Here is a 19,645-nt window from a genome sequence, read left to right on the forward strand (position 1 = left end):
TAAATTTATAAATATAGACTTATAAAGTTTTCGTAAAAGTTAGTGATAAGCTAGATTTGAACTTCAATCTTAAAGCTAGGAAATTTCACCTTCAGATTGAGGAAAATTGTTTGAAAAAGAAAACCTCGAGATTTCTCGAGGTTTTACTTTTTTACGAATTCATTAAATCTTCAATTTCTTCAGCTTCAATTGGAATGTTTTTCATTAAATTAATTGGTTCACCTTTTTCCTGAATTACCACATCATCTTCAATACGTAAGCCTAAACTTTCTTTTGGGATATAAATTCCAGGTTCCACAGTAAATACCATCCCAGCTTTCATAGGTGTTTTTAATTCACCATAATCGTGAGTATCTAAACCTAAATGATGCGAAGTTCCGTGCATAAAATATTTTTTATACGCTGGCCAAGCTGGATCTTCGTTTTGAACATCAGCTTTATCAATTAATTTTAAATTTAATAATTCTGAAGTCATTATTTTACCAACTTCTTGGTGGTATTCATTCCATAAAGTGTCAGGAACTAACATTTTTGTTGCTTCGTTTTTCACTCTTAAAACCGCATTGTAAATAGCACGTTGTCTATCTGTAAATTTTCCGCTTACAGGAATTGTGCGTGTCATATCACTTGAATAATTAGCATATTCAGCACCAACATCCATAAGTAACATATCACCAGCTTTACATTCTTTATTATTTTCAATATAATGCAACACACAAGCGCTATAACCCGAACCTATAATTGGTGTATAAGCAAAACCTTTAGAGCGATTTCTTAAAAACTCGTGCATAAATTCTGCTTCAATTTCATACTCCATAATTCCAGGTTTTACAAAAGGTAAAATTCTTCTAAAACCTTTGTTAGTAATATCACAAGCGGTTTGAATTTGCTCAATTTCTTCAGGTTCTTTTACTCCACGAAGTTTTGATAGTATTGGGAAACTTCTTTCCCATTTGTGAGCTGGAAATTTATTTTTTACAGTTTTTATAAATCTATCTTCTCTAGATTCCATTTCAATAGCAGAACGGTAATGTTCGTTGGTGTTGAAGTAGATAGTGTCAACTTCAGACATTAAATCAGCAAACACTTTATCAAATTCATCTAACCAATAAATAGTTTCAATACCAGAAACTTCTCGCGCTTCTTCTTTTGAATATTTTTTTCCGTACCAAATAGCAATATGTTCGTTAGTTTCGGTTAGGAATAATATTTCTCTATGTTTAGGATTTACAGCATTTGGACATAAAACTAAAATACTTTCCTCTTGGTCTGCACCACTTAAATAAAAGATATCACGTTGTTGGTGAAAAGGTAAAGTAGTATCTGCTCCAGGCGTGTAAACATCATTTGAATTAAAAACGGCAATTGAGTTAGGTTTCATTTCTGAAATAAATTTTTTACGGTTTTTAATAAAGAGTTGGTTGCTAATTGGTAAGTATTTCATTTTAACGTGTTTTAATTAAGAGTAATTCCGTCAACCTGAACTTGTTTCAGGTTCTCATACTTATTGATTATGTATGATGAGATTCTGAAATAAATTCAGAATGACGGCCGAACTTTGTTATTTTAAGTAACTTCATATTTGTTATCTCAAACAAAGTTATAAATTTGTTAGATATCAAAGTTTAAAAACTTCCTATTATTTATGCAAAAACTAATCGTATTTCTGTTAATTTCGGTTATTTCAATACAAAGTTACAGTCAGAAAAAGCAAGCTTACCAAATTTTTAATTCAAAAGGGAAAAAGGTTTCTTATAAAAAAATGTTGAAGAAAATGAGTAAAACCGATGTGGTTTTGTTTGGAGAACATCATAACAATCCAATTATTCATTGGTTGCAATTAGAAGCTACTAAAGATTTAAGTTCAAAAAGAGAATTAACTTTGGGAGCCGAAATGTTTGAAGCCGATAATCAAACTCAACTGAACAAATATTTGTCTGGAAAAATAGACCAAAAAGCATTTGATACGGTTGCTCGTTTGTGGAGTAATTACAAAACAGATTACAAACCATTGGTTGATTTTGCAAAAGAAAAACAGTTGAAATTTATTGCAACAAATATTCCTCGCCGTTTTGCAAGTAAAGTTTTTAGAGGAGGTTTTGAAGTTTTAGAAAAATTATCTGTTGAAGAAAAAAGTTGGATGGCTCCATTACCAATAAAATACGATGCAAACTTACCAGGTTATGTAAAAATGAAAAGTATGATGGGCGGTCACGGAGGTGATAATTTGCCTAAAGCTCAAGCTGTGAAAGATGCAGCAATGGGGTATTTTATTCTAAAAAACAGAGAAGAAGAAAAACTGTTTATCCATTACAATGGTTCGTATCATTCCGATAATTTTGAAGGAATTTATTGGTATTTAAAACAAGATGAGCCTAATTTAAATATTGTAACAATTAGTATTTCAGAACAAGAATCAATAAAGAAATTAAAAGAAGAAAATAAACAGACAGCCGATTTTATTATTGCTGTTCCAAGTTCAATGACCAAAACATATTAAAATGAAAAAACTAACCATCCTTTTCAGTCTATTATTTATTTCCTTCGGAATAAATGCACAAGAATCTATAGTTAAAAATGTACCGTTTACCAATATTGGACCTACAGTTATGAGTGGTCGAGTGGTAGATATTGACGTAAATCCTGAAAAAACTACCGAGTTTTATGTCGGTTACGCTTCAGGTGGCGTTTGGTACACCAATAACAATGGTGCATCGTTTGAGCCAATTATGGATTCAGCAGAAACAATTAATGTTGGTGATATTGCTGTAGATTGGAAAAAAGGAACCATTTGGGTTGGAACTGGAGAAAGTAATTCGTCGCGTTCGTCGTATGCAGGAATTGGTATTTTAAAAAGTACCGACAAAGGAAAAACTTGGACTAATACTGGGTTAAAAGATTCGCAACATGTTGGTAGAATTATTATCAATAAAAACAATCCAAACGAGGTTGTAGTTGGTGTTGTTGGTCATTTATACACACCAAATAAAGAACGAGGAATTTTCAAAACCACTGATGGTGGAAAAACTTGGAAAAATGTATTGTTTATTAATAAAAACACAGGTGTAATTGATGTTTCAGTTTCACCAACAGATTCAAATACTTTGTTTGCGGCAACTTGGGAAAGAGATAGAAAAGCGTGGAATTTTACTGGAGATGGGGAAGGTTCAGCAATTTATAAAAGCGAAGATGCTGGAACAACTTGGAATAAAATAACAACTAAAAAAAGTGGATTTCCAACGGGTGATGGTGTTGGAAGAATTGGTTTAGCTGCGTATGATTCAAATGTAATTTATGCATTGCTAGACAATCAAAATATGCGACCTGAAAAGAAAGAAAAATCAGAAGTTGGATTGAAAAAAGATGATTTCAAACAATTTTCAAAAGAAGAGTTTTTGAATTTAAATGAAAAGGATTTGAATGAGTATTTAGAAGAGAATGGTTTTCCTAAAAAATATTCAGCAAAATCAGTAAAAGATTTAGTAAGTGAAGGGAAAATTCAACCTATAGATTTAGCGAACTATTTAGAAGATGCAAATTATATTTTATTGAATTCTGAAGTAATAGGCGCAGAGGTTTATAAAAGTGAAGATGGCGGAAAAACTTGGAAAAAAACACATAAAGATTATTTAGATGATGTGTATAGCTCATATGGTTATTATTTTGGAATTATTGCGGTAAATACTTCAAACCAAAACAAAATTTATATTGGTGGCGTTCCGTTGTTAAAATCGGATGATGGAGGTAAATCTTTTTCTTCAATGTGGCAAGAAAACGTACACGCCGATCATCAAGCATTATGGGTAAATCCTAATTTAGAAGGTCACGTACTAGATGGAAATGATGGAGGAATTAATATTACGTACGATGATGGTGATAATTGGTATAAAAATAATTCGCCTGCTGTTGGGCAATTTTATTCAGTAAATGTTGATAATAAAAAGCCATATAATGTGTATGGAGGATTACAAGATAATGGTGTTTGGTATGGACCAAGCACTTATAAAGCTTCAAAAAGTTGGAATAGTTCTGGAGAATATCCGTATAAAAGTTTAGGTGGAGGAGATGGAATGCAAGTACAAATTGATAGTAGAGATAACAATGTGGTGTATTCTGGTTCGCAGTTTGGGTATTATTATAGAGTTAACACAGAAACAGGTGATTATTTAAGCATTCATCCAACACACGAATTGGGAGATTCTCCGTATCGTTACAATTGGCAAGCTCCAATTTTATTGTCGCCACACAACCAAGATATTTTGTACATGGGAGCAAATAAATTATTGCGTTCAATGGATAAAGGCGAAACTTTTGATGTAATTTCTGAAGATTTAACAACTGGCGGTAAAAAAGGAAACGTGCCTTACGGAACATTGACTACCATTTATGAAAGTCCATTTAAATTTGGATTTATGTATGTTGGAAGTGACGATGGTTATATAAACGTTACAGAAAACGGTGGAAACACTTGGACTCGAATTTCTGATAATTTACCACAAGGTTTATGGGTTTCTAGAGTAATAGCTTCGCAGTTTGAAGAAAATACAGTGTATGCGACATTAAATGGTTATAGAAACGACGATTTTAAAGCGTATGTGTATGTAAGTGAAAATAAAGGAAAAACGTGGAAATCCATTACTTCAAATATTGAAAACTCACCAGTAAATGTAATTAAAGAAGATTCAGAAAATGAGAATGTTCTATATGTAGGAACAGACAATGCATTGTATGTTTCACTAAATAAAGGTGAAAGCTGGGAATTGTTTTCAAATAATTTACCACCAGTTGCAATTCACGATTTGGTAATTCAAAAAGAAGCGAAAGATTTAGTAGTTGGAACACACGGACGCTCAATTTACAAAGCAAATATTTCAGGAATTCAACAGTTTGAAAAAACAAAAGGAAAAGATGTGGTTATTTTTGATATTCCTTCAAAGCGTCATTCTTCATATTGGGGAAAATCTTGGAGTAAATGGATGCCTTTAAGTGATCCTGAATTAGAGATTCCTTATTTTGTAAATAAATCAGGTATTTATACTCTAGAAATATTAGCTGAAGACGGAACTCAATTAAATAGTTTTAAAGTGGAAGCTTCAAAAGGGTATAACTATTTTGTGTACAATATTTCAACTTCAGAAAAAGTGGTTGAAAACTATTTTATGAAGAAGAAAATTAAAGTTGAAAAAGCACAAACTGAAAAATACTATTTACCAAAGGGAAAATATAAAGTTAAAATTGGTGAAGCAACATCGAATTTTGAATTGAAATAATAAGTTGTTATTCTGAATGAAGTAATAATGAATTTGAGAACATTTCTAAATAATAAGTTTAATGTAAATGAAAATTGAAGTAAAAAAAATAGCGACACTCACGGGGCATAGCGATGCCATATATTCATTGGATAACGGTAAGGATGAACATCTTATTTATTCTGGTGGAGGTGATAAAATAATTGCTCAATGGGATTTAAAAACAATTAAAGATAAAAATCTTGTAGCTAGTTATCCTTCAGCGTTATATACTATTTGTCATATTCCCGAAAAACAAGTTTTACTAGCCGGTACTTCAAGTGGCAATATTCATATATTAGATTTAGAAAAGAATGAAGAGATAAAAATTTTAGAAAACCATACTTCACAGGTTTTTAGTATTCGGTATTCTATTGAAACTAATTGTATTTATACAGCGGGTGGAGATGGAAATTTGGTTGTTTATTCATTAAAAGACTTTTCCTTAATAAAAATTAAAAAATTGAGTAATCACAAATTACGTGATATTGATTTTAATTATAAAACATCTGAAATTGCTATTGCTTCAGGAGATGGTAATATTTGTATTTTTGATTTACAAACATTGGAGGCGAAAAAGATATTTATTGGAGATAAGGTTACATCTAATGTAGTACGATTTAGTCCAGACGAGAAATTTCTTTTGACAGGAGGAAGAGATGCTAATTTAAATATTTGGCAAGTTGAAGATTATGAATTAGTAAAATCAATTCCCGCTCATAATTGGGCTATTTACGATATTGTATACAGTCCAAATAATAATTTATTTGCAACTGCGAGTCGTGATAAAACTTTGAAAATATGGGATTCTAAAACTTTTCAATTGTTAGAGGTAATTAATAAAGAGAAATATGATGGGCATTCATATTCAGTAAATAAATTAATTTGGAGTAACTATAATAATTATTTGATTTCTACAGGAGATGATAGAACTCTTATTGTGTGGGAAATAAATAGGAGTAAGTAGAGTTTATAAACCAAATGAAAAAGTATGTTCTAATTATATTGGTTATGATATTTGGTTTTCAGCTAAACGCTCAATCTAATTGGAAAATATTTTGGAAACAATCAACACCACTAAAAGTTTGGATTATTACACATCCATTCAAAGCTAAAAAAGCGCAACTAATTTCTGAAGAAACTAAAAAAGTAACCGATTCTATTGCAAAAATTAATCTGCTTGATGGTGATAAATTTGGCGGACAAGTAGACGCTTTTCGTCACGCATATTGGATGGCGCGTTTACATCAAAAAATAGGAAAATGTGCGGCACTTTCTTTAGGTAAAGCTTATGAGCGTAGCAATAAAAAATCTTTAAAAAAAAGTAAACGCAAAAATAAAGTTTCGGGTTATGACAAGCCTTCAAAAGAAATGGATCTGTTTAACAATAAAATTGGAGTTACTTTTACTAAAAAGAAGCAAACTCTTTCAAAACAAAAATTAATAAATCAAATTATTATTTCAATAAAAAAAGGAGATTTAAAAATTTTAAAGAAAAACAAATACGGAAACTTTTTAGATTGCAATGGAGTTGTTTTAGAGTCTAAAATTCCAAAATGGAAAACTAAAAAATGTTTAATACATTCAAATAAAAACGCTCTTAATTAAGAGCGTTTTTATTTAGTGTTGTTGAAGTTTTAGCTAATATTTTAACTCTTTCACTTCTTTAAAAGGAGAAAGATTAAGGCTTTCAACTGAATTTTGATATGCAACCCATTCAGTTTTGTAAAATTCATTGATTTTTGAAATTACGTCACCAACTTTTTTATTGGCATTTTTAACCAAAGTTGTTTCGGTAGATCCTGGTTTTTGTTGTAAACCTCTAATATAGCGAGAAGCTAAAAATAGGTATGAGATATTACTAGGAAATTCAGTAGCTGTAATTCCTTGCCTTTTATCTTCTTTACCTAACATATCATCCATTAAATCGTTAATTTTTTTCAAAATTTCTTTATGAGATGCTAAAACGTCTTTTAGTTTGTCATTTTTTTCAGCTTTAATGCGTTTTTCATAATCTTTTACAATTTCTTTAGAAGTAATTAAGTGTTGCATGGCATCACTAGCAACCTTCATTTTTTCTTGTAATTGTTTTTGTAAATTGTATTTAGCATTTAAAACTTCAAAAGGCATTTTAACTCTAGGATCGTAATCAACTTTAATAGTTTCTAAAGCTGTTTCATTACCAAAATGTATTTTTAAAGTGTAAGTTCCAGGTAAAACTGTGACACCTCCAGGTTCCGATTTAGATTTTCTTATTCTTCTTGAAGGGCGATTGGCGCCTTTTTCATCTAAATACCAGTACATTTTATGAACGCCGTTTTCTTCTGGTGTTTGTTGTTTTAAAGTTCTAATTACTTCATTTTTAGAATTTAAAACTTGAAGAGTTATAGAATCATATTTTACAGCTGGTTTTTCTTTAAGGTTGTTATGCGGAGTCGAAACTTCTTTTCCTTTCTTTGATTTTTTCTTTTTAGAAGATGTTTCTTCTTTGCTTTTAGCTTCAATAGGTTTATTTATAACGTATGTAATTGCAGCTCCTTGTTTTCGGTTTTCACCATTAAATATGGCATTTGCTCCAAACCTTGTGCCGCTTGGTTGTTGGTTTTCTGTAATAAATGCACTTGGAGGTGTAAATAAGTGTAATTTTTTATCTAAAAGTTGTTTTCCTTCTTTAGCTAATGCTCTAAACGGTCTAATATCATCTAAAACATAAGCTGCTCTACCAAAAGTGCCTATTACTAAATCGTGTTCTCGTGGTTGAATAGCTAAATCCATTGTAGAAACATTTGGGTAATTGTTGGTCCATTTAGTCCAAGTTTTACCTTCATCAATACTAATATGTAAACCATATTCAGTTCCTAAAAATAATAAGTTTGGTTCTTCAATATCTTGAATTATTGATAGAGCATACCCAAAGGTTTCATCTTTATTGCTTAAAATATTATCCCAAGTTTTACCAAAATCGCGTGTTCTAAAAACATACGGTTCAAAATCGAATTGTCTATAGTTGTTAACTACAACATAAGCTTCACCTTTAGTGTATTTTGAAGCTCTAATTTGAGGAATCCAGGCTCCTTTTGGCATTCCTTTAATATTTGCAGTTAGATTAGACCAAGTTGCTCCTCCGTTTGTTGTAAGTTGTACATTACCATCATCAGTTCCTACCCAAAGTATTTGTTCATCTAAACTACTAGGTTCAACTACTAAAATAGTACAGTGGTTTTCAGCTCCAGTGGCATCCATAGTAATACCACCACTTTCGTGTTGTTTTTGCTTTTCTTTATTATTGGTAGTTAAATCTGGCGAAATTATTTCCCAAGTAAAACCTTTATTGGTTGATTTATGAACAAATTGACTTCCAAAATAGAGTGTCTCATTATCGTGAGGATTTATTGCAATTGCTGAATTCCAATTAAAACGAAGTTTTATATCAGGGTTTGGATGTGTAGGTCGAATTCTAATAACATTTCCTGTTTTTAAATCGTACCTACCTACATTACCTTGTTGCGACATTCCGTAACCATATCTCGCATTTTTTGGATCAGGTATTACATCAAAACCATCACCAAACATTACTTCTTGCCAGTAGCTATTTCTAATTCCTTGAGATTTTAAAACATAAGCTGGTCCAGCCCAAGAACCATTATCTTGCATTCCTCCATAAACATTGTATGGAAATTCATTATCTACATTAATGTGATAAAACTGTCCTACAGGAATATTTTCAGCAAAACGCCAAGTTTTCCCTTTGTCTCTTGTTATGTATAAACCTCCATCATTACCATCAATCATAAAACTTGGATCTTCTGGGTGAATCCACCAAGCGTGGTGATCTGGATGAATACCATAAGGGCTTCCATAAGCTGGCATTAGTTGTTTAAAACTTTTTCCACCATCATTACTAACATTTACATAGGTAAAAACAGAATAAATCCTGTTTTCGTTTTTTGAGTCTACATATATATCTGAATAATAAAATGGTCTGTTTCCAATTCCATTTGGACCTCTACCACTAGATTTATCATTTACCATTTTCCAAGAAGCGCCACCATCTTCACTTTTATACAATGCATTTTTTTTGGCTTCAACCAATGCATAAGCAATTTTTGAATTACTAGGAGCAATAGCTAAACCAATTCTTCCTAGATTTCCATCAGGTAAACCATCTTTATCTGTTAATTTTTTCCAATTCTCACCACCATTATAAGTAATATACATTCCAGAACCTTGTCCGCCAGAAGTGAAGGTCCAAGGTTTGCGTTGGTGTTGCCACATGGCTGCAATTAGTTTATTTGGATTTTTAGGGTCAACAACTATATCGGCGCAACCCGTTGTTTCGTTTACAAAAAGTGATTTTTTCCAAGTTTTTCCGCCATCAGTAGTTTTAAAAACTCCACGTTCAGGATGTTCTCCCCAAGGTGAACCAATAGCTCCAACATAAACCGTATTTGGATTGTCTTTATCAATTATTATTCTGTGAATATTTCTTGTTTTCTCTAATCCAACCAATTTCCATGTTTTTCCAGCATCTAAACTTTTATACAATCCGTAACCTCCAGTTAAGCTATTTCGTGGATTTCCTTCACCAGTTCCAGCCCAAATTACATCAGAATTACTTTGTTGAATTGCTACTGCACCTATTGAAAGAGCTCTATTATTATCAAAAATTGGTTTCCAATTTACACCTCCACTTTCAGATTTCCATAATCCTCCAGAAGCAGTTCCTACATAAATTACTTGTGGATTGTTGACTACAACGTCAATAGCTGTAACTCTTCCGCTCATTCCAGCAGGTCCAATAGCACGTGTTTTTATGTTTTTGAATTGCTCAATATTAAATTGTTGTGCATTAACTATAAATGATGTAATAAATAGAAGTAAAACAGCTTTTTTCATAAGAAATTAATAGAGTTTTTAGGTAAACGGTGCTAATTTATTAAATTTACAAAGAATAACATTTTATAATCATTCTAAATAGGGTTTAAGATGAATTAATCTTTCAAAAGAAGGATTTAAATAATTATCTTTGTGTCTTTCAAAAAAAGTAATAAAAAATGAGCGTTTTATCATCATCAATTGCAAGAAAAGTAGCTATGGCATTGTCAGCACTTTTCCTTATTGTTTTCCTGATTATTCATTTAGCTGTAAACCTTACTTCATTATTTAGTGCTGAAGTTTTTAACGAAGCTTCTCACTTTATGGGGACAAATCCTTTAATACAGTTTGCCATGCAACCAGTATTAATTTTTGGAGTTGTTTTCCATTTTGTAATGGGATTTGTTTTAGAGATAAGAAATAAAGGAGCAAGAAATGTAAAGTATGCCAAATTTAATGGAGCAGCAAGTTCAACTTTAGCTTCTAGATCAATGATTTATTCTGGAGCTACAATTTTAGCATTTTTAGTGCTACACTTTGCGGATTTTTGGATTCCTGAATTAAATACAAAGTATGTTTTAGGCGATATGTCTGGAATGCACAATGGAGAATTCAGATATTTCGAAGAGTTACAGCATAAATTTGTTCCAATGTGGAGAGTAGCTTTTTATGTAGTGGCTTTTGCATTGTTAGCATTGCATTTATGGCACGGTTTCCAATCAGCTTTCCAGTCAATGGGATTCAATAACAAATACACAAAATGTGTAAAGAATTTTGGAAAAATTTATGCAATAGTTATTCCTTTAGGATTTATTATTGTTGCACTGTGTCACCATTTTAACCATTAATCTTAGAAAACTATGACGACTTTAAATTCAAAAGTACCAAAGGGTCCAATAAAAGATAAATGGACAACTTATAAAGAAAATGTAGATCTTGTAAACCCAGCAAACAAACGTAATATAGATATTATTGTTGTTGGAACAGGTTTAGCAGGAGGTTCTGCAGCGGCTTCGCTAGCAGAATTAGGATATAACGTAAAAGCTTTTGCTTACCAAGATTCTCCACGTAGAGCGCATTCAATTGCAGCACAAGGAGGTATTAATGCAGCAAAAAATTATCAAAATGATGGTGATTCAAACTATCGTTTATTTTACGATACAGTAAAAGGAGGAGATTACCGTTCTCGTGAAGCAAACGTTTATCGTTTAGCTGAAGTATCAGGAGCTATTATTGACCAATGTGTTGCTCAAGGTGTTCCTTTTGCGCGTGATTACGGTGGATTACTTGATAACCGTTCGTTTGGTGGTGTATTAGTTTCAAGAACTTTTTATGCTAAAGGACAAACAGGACAACAATTATTATTAGGTTGTTATTCTGCAATGAACCGTCAGATTGCTCGTGGAAAGATTGAAATGTTCAATCGTCACGAAATGTTAGACGTTGTAAAAGTTGACGGAAAAGCAAGAGGTATTATTGCACGTGATTTAATTACTGGAGAAATTGAGCGTCATTCAGCTCACGCAGTAGTTATTGCAACTGGTGGTTACGGAAATGTATATTTCTTATCTACTAATGCAATGGGATCTAATGCAACTGCAGCTTGGAAAATTCATAAAAAAGGAGCATTCTTTGCAAACCCTTGTATGACACAAATTCACCCAACATGTATTCCACGTTCGGGAGATTACCAATCTAAATTAACGTTAATGTCAGAATCATTACGTAATGATGGTAGAATTTGGGTTCCAGCAAAAATAGAAGATGCTAAAGCAATTCAAGAAGGAAAATTAAAACCTACTGAAATTGCTGAAGAAAATAGAGATTATTATTTAGAAAGAAGATATCCTGCGTATGGTAACCTTGTGCCACGTGATGTTGCATCGAGAGCTGCAAAAGAACGTTGTGATGCTGGTTACGGAGTAAATGCAACAGGTGAGGCTGTATATTTAGATTTTGCTTCTGCAATTTTCCGTTATGGTTCTGAGCAAGCAAAAATACATGGTGTTTCAAATGCATCTAAAGAAGAAATTATTAAGTTAGGTGAAGCTGTAATTGAAGAGAAATACGGTAACTTATTCCAAATGTATGAGAAAATTGTTGATGACAATCCATACAAAACTCCTATGATGATTTATCCTGCAACACACTATACAATGGGTGGTGTTTGGGTTGATTATAACTTAATGACAACTGTACCTGGTTTATACTGTATTGGAGAAGCAAACTTCTCTGATCACGGTGCTAACCGTTTAGGAGCTTCTGCTTTAATGCAAGGTTTAGCTGATGGATATTTTGTATTACCTTATACTATTGGAGAATTTTTAGCTGATGATATTAGAACAGGTAAAATACCAACAGATTCTAAAGAATTTGATGAAGTAGAAAAAGAAGTTAAAGATAAATTAGAATTCTTTATTAATAATAAAGGAACACATTCAGTAGATTATTACCATAAAAAACTAGGTTTAGTAATGTGGAATAAAGTAGGAATGGCTCGTAATGAGAAGCATTTAAAAGAAGCTATTAAAGAAATTCAAGATATTCGTGAAGATTTCTGGAAAAATGTAAAAGTTCCTGGAGATTTAAATGAGATGAATGTTGAACTTGAAAAAGCTGGTAGAGTAGCTGATTTTCTTGAATTAGGTGAATTATTTGCTTTAGATGCTTTAAACAGAAACGAATCTTGTGGAGGTCATTTCCGTGAAGAATATGTAACTGAAGATGGTGAAGCATTACGTGATGATAAAAATTATGCGTATGTTGCTGCTTGGGAATACACTGGTAAACCAAGCGAAGCTAAACTTCATAAAGAAGAATTAGAATTTAAAGATATTGAATTAAAAACTCGTTCATATAAATAAGAAAGATTATGAATTTAACGTTAAAAATTTGGAGACAAAAAAGCCCTCAAGAAAAAGGGAAAATGGTCGAATATAAAGTAACTGATATTTCAGAACATATGTCTTTTTTAGAAATGATGGACATTTTGAATGAGAGTTTAGTTGCAAAAGATGAAGAGCCAATTGCTTTTGATCATGATTGTAGAGAAGGTATTTGCGGAATGTGTTCATTACATATTAATGGTGAACCACATGGTCCAGATAGAGGTATTACTACTTGTCAGTTACATATGCGTATGTTTAAAGATGGTGATACAATTTATATTGAGCCATGGAGAGCAAAAGCATTTCCTGTAATTAAAGATTTAATTGTAGATAGAATGGCTTTTGAGCGTATTCAACAAGCAGGTGGATATATTTCAGTAAATACGTCTGGAAATACACAAGATGCTAATGCAATACCAATTCCAAAAGTAAATGCAGACTTATCTATGGATGCTGCTGCATGTATTGGTTGTGGAGCTTGTGTGGCTAGTTGTAAAAACTCTAGTGCAATGTTATTTGTTTCTGCTAAAGTATCTCAATTTGCTTTATTACCTCAAGGGAAAGTTGAAGCTGCAGACCGTGTTAGAAATATGGTAAAACAAATGGATGAAGAAGGTTTTGGTAACTGTACTAATACTGGAGCTTGTGAAGTGGAATGTCCTAAAGGAATTTCATTAGAAAATATTGCACGTATGAACCGTGAATATTTAAAAGCAAGTATTATTTAAAAAATATTTTTTTAGAATATATTTAAAAGCCTGTTTTTTTAAACAGGCTTTTTTGTTAATAAACTTATTTTAATAAACATTTATAACACGTATTACATATTTTTGATTTAGATTTATTTTAAATGAGCAATACTTTTAAAACAATATTTTTTATACTACTTATTATAAATGTAGGTTATTCTCAAAATCTTGAGATAGATTCTGGATTTGAAACTAACAGAAATTACCTAAAAATAGAGGATTTTATTATTGATAAAAATATAGATTCTGCATTGTATTATGTTGATATTCAGAAAACTATTAATAATAGTGATTATTTAAATGCATTAGTTAATGTTGTAAATAAAAGAGCTTCTTATTCAGAATATTATAAAGTAGGTACTCAAATTTATAATAGAAATACAACAGATTTAGATAGTTTTAAAAAATTTATGGGTAGTGTTCCTACTCCAAATTCTAATGTTATTGAATTAGATTACGTGTATTTAAATTGGTTGTATGTTTCTAAATTAAGAAACCATAATAAAATTGATGATGCAAGTAAAGAAAATGAAAGGTTAGAAAACTATGTAAATAACTTTGATGAAAAAGATGAAAATTATAGTAAATCAAAATTATTAATTGAAAATCATCATATTGTACTTTTACTAATTGAGAAGCAAATTATTGAAGGCAAACAACTTTGTTTAGAGAGTTTAAAATTAGCTAAAGAATTAAACGATACTACATTACAAATTATTTTTCTAAATCATTTATGCGATTTTTTAATTTATGAAAGAGATTTAGATGGGTATATTGAAAACATCGAATTAAGCTTATCTTTAGAGTCTAATTCTGATACTAAAAGTCCTTATTATTTCGATACTTTAAAAAAATTAATAGATGCCTACATGTATAAAGGTAATTATGAAATTAGAGTGAATGAACTTTTAGAGATTATGTATTCAAATCCATCTTCTAGGTTGTTTAGCTATTCGTTATATGCTAATTTTTTAAGAACTTTAGACACAAATTCACCATTAACAAAAAGCATATTTAAAAAATTTGATATAGCTAATAGTTATATTGAATTTTGTAAAAAAATAGAAACTTTAAGCAAAAATAAAATAGATTCTAATGAGTATTTTTTTCTAATTGATCAAAATTCTCAATTATTAGAAGCTAAAGGATATTTAAAAGAAGCAATTTTATATAAAACAAAAGCTGTTAATTTAACACGTAAAATATATTCTGAAGATTTATCAAACTCGTTGGCTAATTATAAAACCGAACAAGTTGTTAAGGAAAAAGAGTTAGAAATTAATTATCAGAAAGAAAAAACTAAACTGTATGGAATAATTGCAATTTTAGGTTTGTTACTATTAAGTACATCATTATTAGTAATTGCTAGAATTAAAAAGCAGAGTAAGGTATTAAAAATTAAGAATTTAGAAATTCAAAAGCAAAGAGATGCTCTTGAGATTAAGGAAAGAGAAAAAGATTTATTATTAAAAGAAGTACATCATAGGGTTAAAAATAATTTTCAAATAGTTTCTAGTTTATTGGAGCTTCAAACAAAAGGAATTGAAGATGAAAAAGCTTTAGAATTAGCAAATGAAGGTAAAAACAGAGTAAAATCTATGGCGCTAATTCATCAAAAACTATATCAAAACGAAAATGGTTTAATTAATTTTGATGATTATATAAAGTTGTTAGTAAAAGAACTTACATCTATGTATGCTACAGAAAAAAATATTACAACAAAAGTAAATTCTGAAAACATGATGTTTGATGTTGATACTGCAATACCGTTAGGTTTAATAATAAATGAATTAATTACAAACTCCTATAAATATGCTTTTAATGAAGGAGAAAATAATGAACTTAATATTTCTATTAATAAAGATAAGGATGATTATTATAAATTAATAATTTCAGATAATGGTCCTGGTTTAAATGAAAAAATAAACTTAAAAAAGGTTAAAAGTTTAGGTTTAAGATTGGTAAATCGTTTAGTTAAACAATTACAAGGAAAACTTCATCAAAATAATACAAATGGAGCTTATTTTGAAGTGTTATTTAAAGATACAAATTTAAGACGTCAAATAGATTAATAATGGATAAAGTGAAAATTTTAGTGGTTGAAGATGAAGTAATTATTGCTGATAATTTATGTGATACATTAGATAAATTAAATTACGAAACACTAGAGCCAGCCATAAATTATACGGAAGCATTAGAAATTATTAGTGGAGAAACACCCGATATTGCAATTTTAGATATTGAATTAGGAGGTAGAAAAACAGGTATAGATTTAGCTATTGAAATTAAAAAAAATTACGATTTCCCATTTATTTTTTTAACATCAAATGCAGATGCTGTTACTTTAGAAAAAGCAAAAAAGGTAAACCCATCGGGATATTTAGTAAAACCATTTACTAAAGAAGAATTATACACTTCAATTGAAATTGCTCTACATAATTATTCGGAAAAAATAAATAAAAAAACAGCTTCAAATCTAGTTGTAAAAAACGCATTATTTATTAAAGAAAAAGGTGTTTTTCTAAAGATAAATTTTAACGATATTTTATATTTAAAAAGTGAGCACGTTTATACTGAATTAGTATTAAAAAGCGATATAACACAAGTAATAAGAGTTAGTTTAAATAATATAATTGATAAGTTAAATTCAGATTTTGTTAGAGTTCATAGAAGTTATATCATCAATACTAATTATTTAACTCAAATAGATAAAACATCGCTAAAAGTGAAAAATTCAATAATTCCAATTGGTGATAAGTATAAGAACAACTTTTTTAAAAGAATTAATATAGTATAAACGCTTTTTAGAACAAATTTTAATTGCTACAGAACAATTTAGAGACTTATAAAATAATAGTAACTTACATTTACACTGTATTAGTAAGGGGAATACATTATTATATCAAGGGGTTGATATAATTTGATTAAAAAAATCTATTTCATTTTTGAAATAGATTTTTTACTTTTAAATATAAGTTTTTGTAATTTTAAAAGTTAAAAATTCAATTATCTAGGTAATAAGTAAATATTCACTTTAACATAGTTTCTATTCCAAATTCTATATTTAATTAACCTAATATTTATGTAAATGTTTTGCAATTTTGTTTTACAAAATCTAATGAAACAATTAAAAAAAACAGTCGCTATTTTATGTAAAATATAAGTTGTAATTTAGATTAATAATACCTAAAAATTAGAAAAATGAAAAAATTAAAAGTAATAATTACAACCATATTATTATTTGCTTTTGTAATAGTTCAAGCTCAAAAAGTTGAATATAATGGAAAGAATTACATGGTTAAGGGAACAACCATTTTTATTGATAAAGTGGATGTTACAAACACACTTTCACAAGAGGAGCAAACCAACATTAAAAACAGATTAAGTGAGCAAATAGTGGCTAAAAATAAATTAAATACAGCTACAAAAGCTCAAAGAAAAGCTGAAAAAAAACAAAGAAAAGCTGAAAAAAAACAGAAAAATGCTGAAAAGGAATTAAAAGCAAAAGAAAGAGTTCAGAAAAAATATTCAGATGCTCAAAAAAAATATAAAAAAGAACTTAAACGCAGTGAAAAATTAAGAGGTAAAGGTAAGTTATCTCCTGAAGATGAAACTAAATGGCAAAAAAAACTAGAAAGTTTAAAAAAGAAATCTGAAAAATTAAAAAGCAAATTATAATGCTTATTGTTTATGAATAAATGTTTAAAAATAGCGATAGTTCAATCTAGTATTATTTGGCATAAAGCAGAACAAAATCTAATTAATTATTCAGAAAAAATAAATTCAATTTCTGAAACTGTAGATGTGGTAGTTTTACCTGAAATGTTTTCAACTGGTTTTACAATGAAGCCTGTTGAAGTTGCTGAAGAAATAAACGGGGACACAGTAATTTGGATGCAAAATACAGCATCTAAACAAGGTTTTGCTATTTGTGGAAGTATTGTAATAAAAGAAGAAGGTAAGTATTATAATCGATTCGTTTTTGTTTTTCCTTCAGGTGAAATTCAATACTATAACAAGCGGCATTTATTTTCATTGGCTGGAGAAGAAAAAGTTTATACTGCCGGAAAACAGAAAGTAATTATTAATTACAAAGGCTGGAAAATTTGCCCGCAAGTTTGTTACGATTTACGTTTTCCAGTATTTTCGAGAAACACAACTAATTACGATTTACTATTGTATGTGGCAAATTGGCCTAAACCAAGAATTTTAGCTTGGGATTCACTTTTAAAAGCTAGAAGTATTGAGAATATGTGTTATACAGTAGGAGTAAATAGAGTTGGAAAAGATGAAAACGGATATGAATTTACCGGGCATTCAGCAGTCTATAATTGTTTAGGTAAACAAATTTCCATTTCTAAATACGAAAATGAATTTATTGAAGTTGTTGAGGTAACTAAAAACCATATTTCAGAAGTACGAAATAAGTTTAATTTTTTAAATGATAAAGACGAGTTTAAACTACTACTTTAGATTTAATAGATGCTTCTACACTCTCAAAAAGTTCATCAAATTTCATAGAATCAGCCTTTATTGGTTCATGAACATCAAAAGTTAAATTTACACCTAACTCATTAGGAAAGCCACCATATTTTAAAAATTTCCAAGAATTATTTACAGTTATAGGTAGAACATAAGCCGAAGGAGCATATTTTACCAACATTTTAAGTCCGTTTGGTGAAAAACGTTTTGGCACTCCATTTCTACTTCTTGTTCCTTCAGGAAAAATAACAGCTGATCTATTATTTGCTTCAATGTATTTACCAAGTTTAGCAATTTCAGTAATGGCTTGTTTCGCATCTTTTCTATCAATTAACACAGAGCCTCCATGTTTTAAATTGAATGAAATACTTGGAATACCTTTTCCTAACTCTTTTTTTGCTACAAATTTAGGATGGTATTTTCTCAAAAACCAAATAATAGCAGGAATATCATTCATACTTTGATGATTAGATACTATTATTAAAGGAACATTTTCCGGAATGCGATGGTTATTTTTAAATGAAATTTTGGTTCCTAAAAAGTATAAACTATAAACTATGAAAAAATTTAAAGCATCAACTGATTTTTTATGTGCTTTGTATCCACCTATTTTCAAACATAACCATTGGATAGGATGAAAAATTAGTAATAAAACAGCGAAACTTAATTGATAGATTGCTGAAGGTATGTAAGCTAAAAATTTCTTCATAATTTATATTAAAAATACTGTTTGAAAAGTGTTAAAACTCGTTATTCTAAATCTAATTCAAATTCTTGGAATAGCATTACTCTATAAAAATTGAAGCAAATTTAAGTTAACAAAAATTTTACTTTTCAAACAGGCTTAAAAATTTTATAAACTAGAAAACCATAAATCCCAAGGAATTACAGCTAAAATTAGTATTAAAGCAATGGTGTAAAATATAGCTATAGTTTTAAACTTTTCACTGTCAGAAGTTTTCTTTTTATGTTTTGAAAACCCAATTGTTATTAATGCAATAGCAACAATAATTAGTAATGGATGCTCAATTAATGGTTTGCGAAGTTCACTATTTTTCATAACTCCTCCCATTCCAACTTCTCGCATTGCATTATAAAAGCTAGATGTGTAATAGGCAACAAACCCAATAATTAATTGAATATGTGAAGCAATAAGTGCAAAAAGTGATAAACGTAAATCTTTTGCTTTAAATTCTTTTTTAGAACTTAAACCAATAAGTGCATTCACAGTAGCAACAATTAATACTAGTAATACTATATAAGCCCAGTAAGAATGAATCATTTTAGTCATAAATGTAGTTTTTTAGTTAAAGCAAAAATAGTAATTTATATTAGAAATATGATTTACAGCTCATTAAAATAT

General features: G+C 29.8%; 15 protein-coding genes. 11 read left to right on the forward strand and 4 right to left on the reverse strand.

The window, feature by feature from the left end; translation table 11 throughout:
• Window positions 1–151: 151 nt before the first annotated feature.
• Window positions 152–1,444 (reverse strand): aminopeptidase P family protein, encoded by a 1,293-nt coding sequence (locus tag R3X25_RS05665; RefSeq protein ID WP_317672730.1) that lies wholly within the window; start codon window positions 1,442–1,444, stop codon window positions 152–154.
• Between the two features lie 201 nt (window positions 1,445–1,645).
• Between R3X25_RS05665 and R3X25_RS05670 the strand changes: the two genes are divergently transcribed.
• The 4 genes from R3X25_RS05670 to R3X25_RS05685 all read left to right on the forward strand — a co-directional run bounded on the left by R3X25_RS05670 (window position 1,646) and on the right by R3X25_RS05685 (window position 6,896).
• Window positions 1,646–2,500 carry a ChaN family lipoprotein gene (locus tag R3X25_RS05670; RefSeq protein WP_317672732.1) on the forward strand — a complete coding sequence of 285 codons (855 nt, stop codon included), beginning with the start codon at window positions 1,646–1,648 and terminating at the stop codon, window positions 2,498–2,500.
• A gap of 1 nt (window position 2,501) precedes the next feature.
• Window positions 2,502–5,270, forward strand: coding sequence for a VPS10 domain-containing protein (locus tag R3X25_RS05675; protein WP_317672734.1), 2,769 nt, complete (start codon window positions 2,502–2,504; stop codon window positions 5,268–5,270).
• A gap of 67 nt (window positions 5,271–5,337) precedes the next feature.
• A complete protein-coding gene (locus R3X25_RS05680; RefSeq protein ID WP_317672735.1) occupies window positions 5,338–6,255 on the forward strand; it encodes a WD40 repeat domain-containing protein in 918 nt (305 codons plus the stop codon).
• Window positions 6,256–6,269: 14 nt separating this feature from the next.
• Entirely contained in the window at window positions 6,270–6,896 is a 627-nt protein-coding gene (locus R3X25_RS05685; protein WP_317672736.1) for a DUF6973 domain-containing protein, read from the forward strand.
• A gap of 33 nt (window positions 6,897–6,929) precedes the next feature.
• Here the strand turns inward: R3X25_RS05685 and R3X25_RS05690 are convergent, their stop codons facing one another.
• Entirely contained in the window at window positions 6,930–10,184 is a 3,255-nt protein-coding gene (locus R3X25_RS05690) for a VPS10 domain-containing protein (protein ID WP_317672737.1), read from the reverse strand.
• A 158-nt stretch (window positions 10,185–10,342) separates the two neighbouring features.
• On the opposite strand from R3X25_RS05690, the gene R3X25_RS05695 reads away from it, so the two are divergent.
• The 7 genes from R3X25_RS05695 (at window position 10,343) to R3X25_RS05725 (ending at window position 18,273) form a co-directional block, all read left to right on the forward strand.
• A complete protein-coding gene (locus R3X25_RS05695; RefSeq protein WP_317672738.1) occupies window positions 10,343–11,011 on the forward strand; it encodes a succinate dehydrogenase cytochrome b subunit in 669 nt (222 codons plus the stop codon).
• A 12-nt stretch (window positions 11,012–11,023) separates the two neighbouring features.
• On the forward strand, window positions 11,024–13,027 hold the full coding sequence (locus R3X25_RS05700; protein WP_317672739.1) for a fumarate reductase/succinate dehydrogenase flavoprotein subunit: 2,004 nt from the start codon (window positions 11,024–11,026) through the stop codon (window positions 13,025–13,027).
• 8 nt (window positions 13,028–13,035) lie between these two features.
• On the forward strand, window positions 13,036–13,779 hold the full coding sequence (locus R3X25_RS05705) for a succinate dehydrogenase/fumarate reductase iron-sulfur subunit (RefSeq protein ID WP_317672741.1): 744 nt from the start codon (window positions 13,036–13,038) through the stop codon (window positions 13,777–13,779).
• 122 nt (window positions 13,780–13,901) lie between these two features.
• Entirely contained in the window at window positions 13,902–15,872 is a 1,971-nt protein-coding gene (locus R3X25_RS05710; RefSeq protein WP_317672742.1) for a sensor histidine kinase, read from the forward strand.
• A 2-nt stretch (window positions 15,873–15,874) separates the two neighbouring features.
• Window positions 15,875–16,597, forward strand: a complete 723-nt coding sequence (locus tag R3X25_RS05715; protein ID WP_317672743.1) for a LytR/AlgR family response regulator transcription factor — start codon at window positions 15,875–15,877, stop codon at window positions 16,595–16,597.
• A gap of 404 nt (window positions 16,598–17,001) precedes the next feature.
• Window positions 17,002–17,478 carry a hypothetical protein gene (locus R3X25_RS05720; protein WP_317672745.1) on the forward strand — a complete coding sequence of 159 codons (477 nt, stop codon included), beginning with the start codon at window positions 17,002–17,004 and terminating at the stop codon, window positions 17,476–17,478.
• Window positions 17,479–17,490: 12 nt separating this feature from the next.
• On the forward strand, window positions 17,491–18,273 hold the full coding sequence (locus R3X25_RS05725) for an amidohydrolase (RefSeq protein ID WP_317672747.1): 783 nt from the start codon (window positions 17,491–17,493) through the stop codon (window positions 18,271–18,273).
• Here R3X25_RS05725 and R3X25_RS05730 read toward each other — a convergent pair.
• Window positions 18,257–18,991: a lysophospholipid acyltransferase family protein gene (locus R3X25_RS05730; RefSeq protein WP_317672749.1), complete on the reverse strand. Its 735-nt coding sequence runs from the start codon at window positions 18,989–18,991 to the stop codon at window positions 18,257–18,259. The genes R3X25_RS05725 and R3X25_RS05730 overlap by 17 nt on opposite strands.
• A 144-nt stretch (window positions 18,992–19,135) precedes the next feature.
• Window positions 19,136–19,573, reverse strand: coding sequence for a hypothetical protein (locus R3X25_RS05735; protein ID WP_317672751.1), 438 nt, complete (start codon window positions 19,571–19,573; stop codon window positions 19,136–19,138).
• Window positions 19,574–19,645 lie beyond the last annotated feature (72 nt).

This window comes from Lutibacter sp. TH_r2 (genome assembly GCF_033101135.1).
Taxonomy (GTDB): domain Bacteria; phylum Bacteroidota; class Bacteroidia; order Flavobacteriales; family Flavobacteriaceae; genus Lutibacter.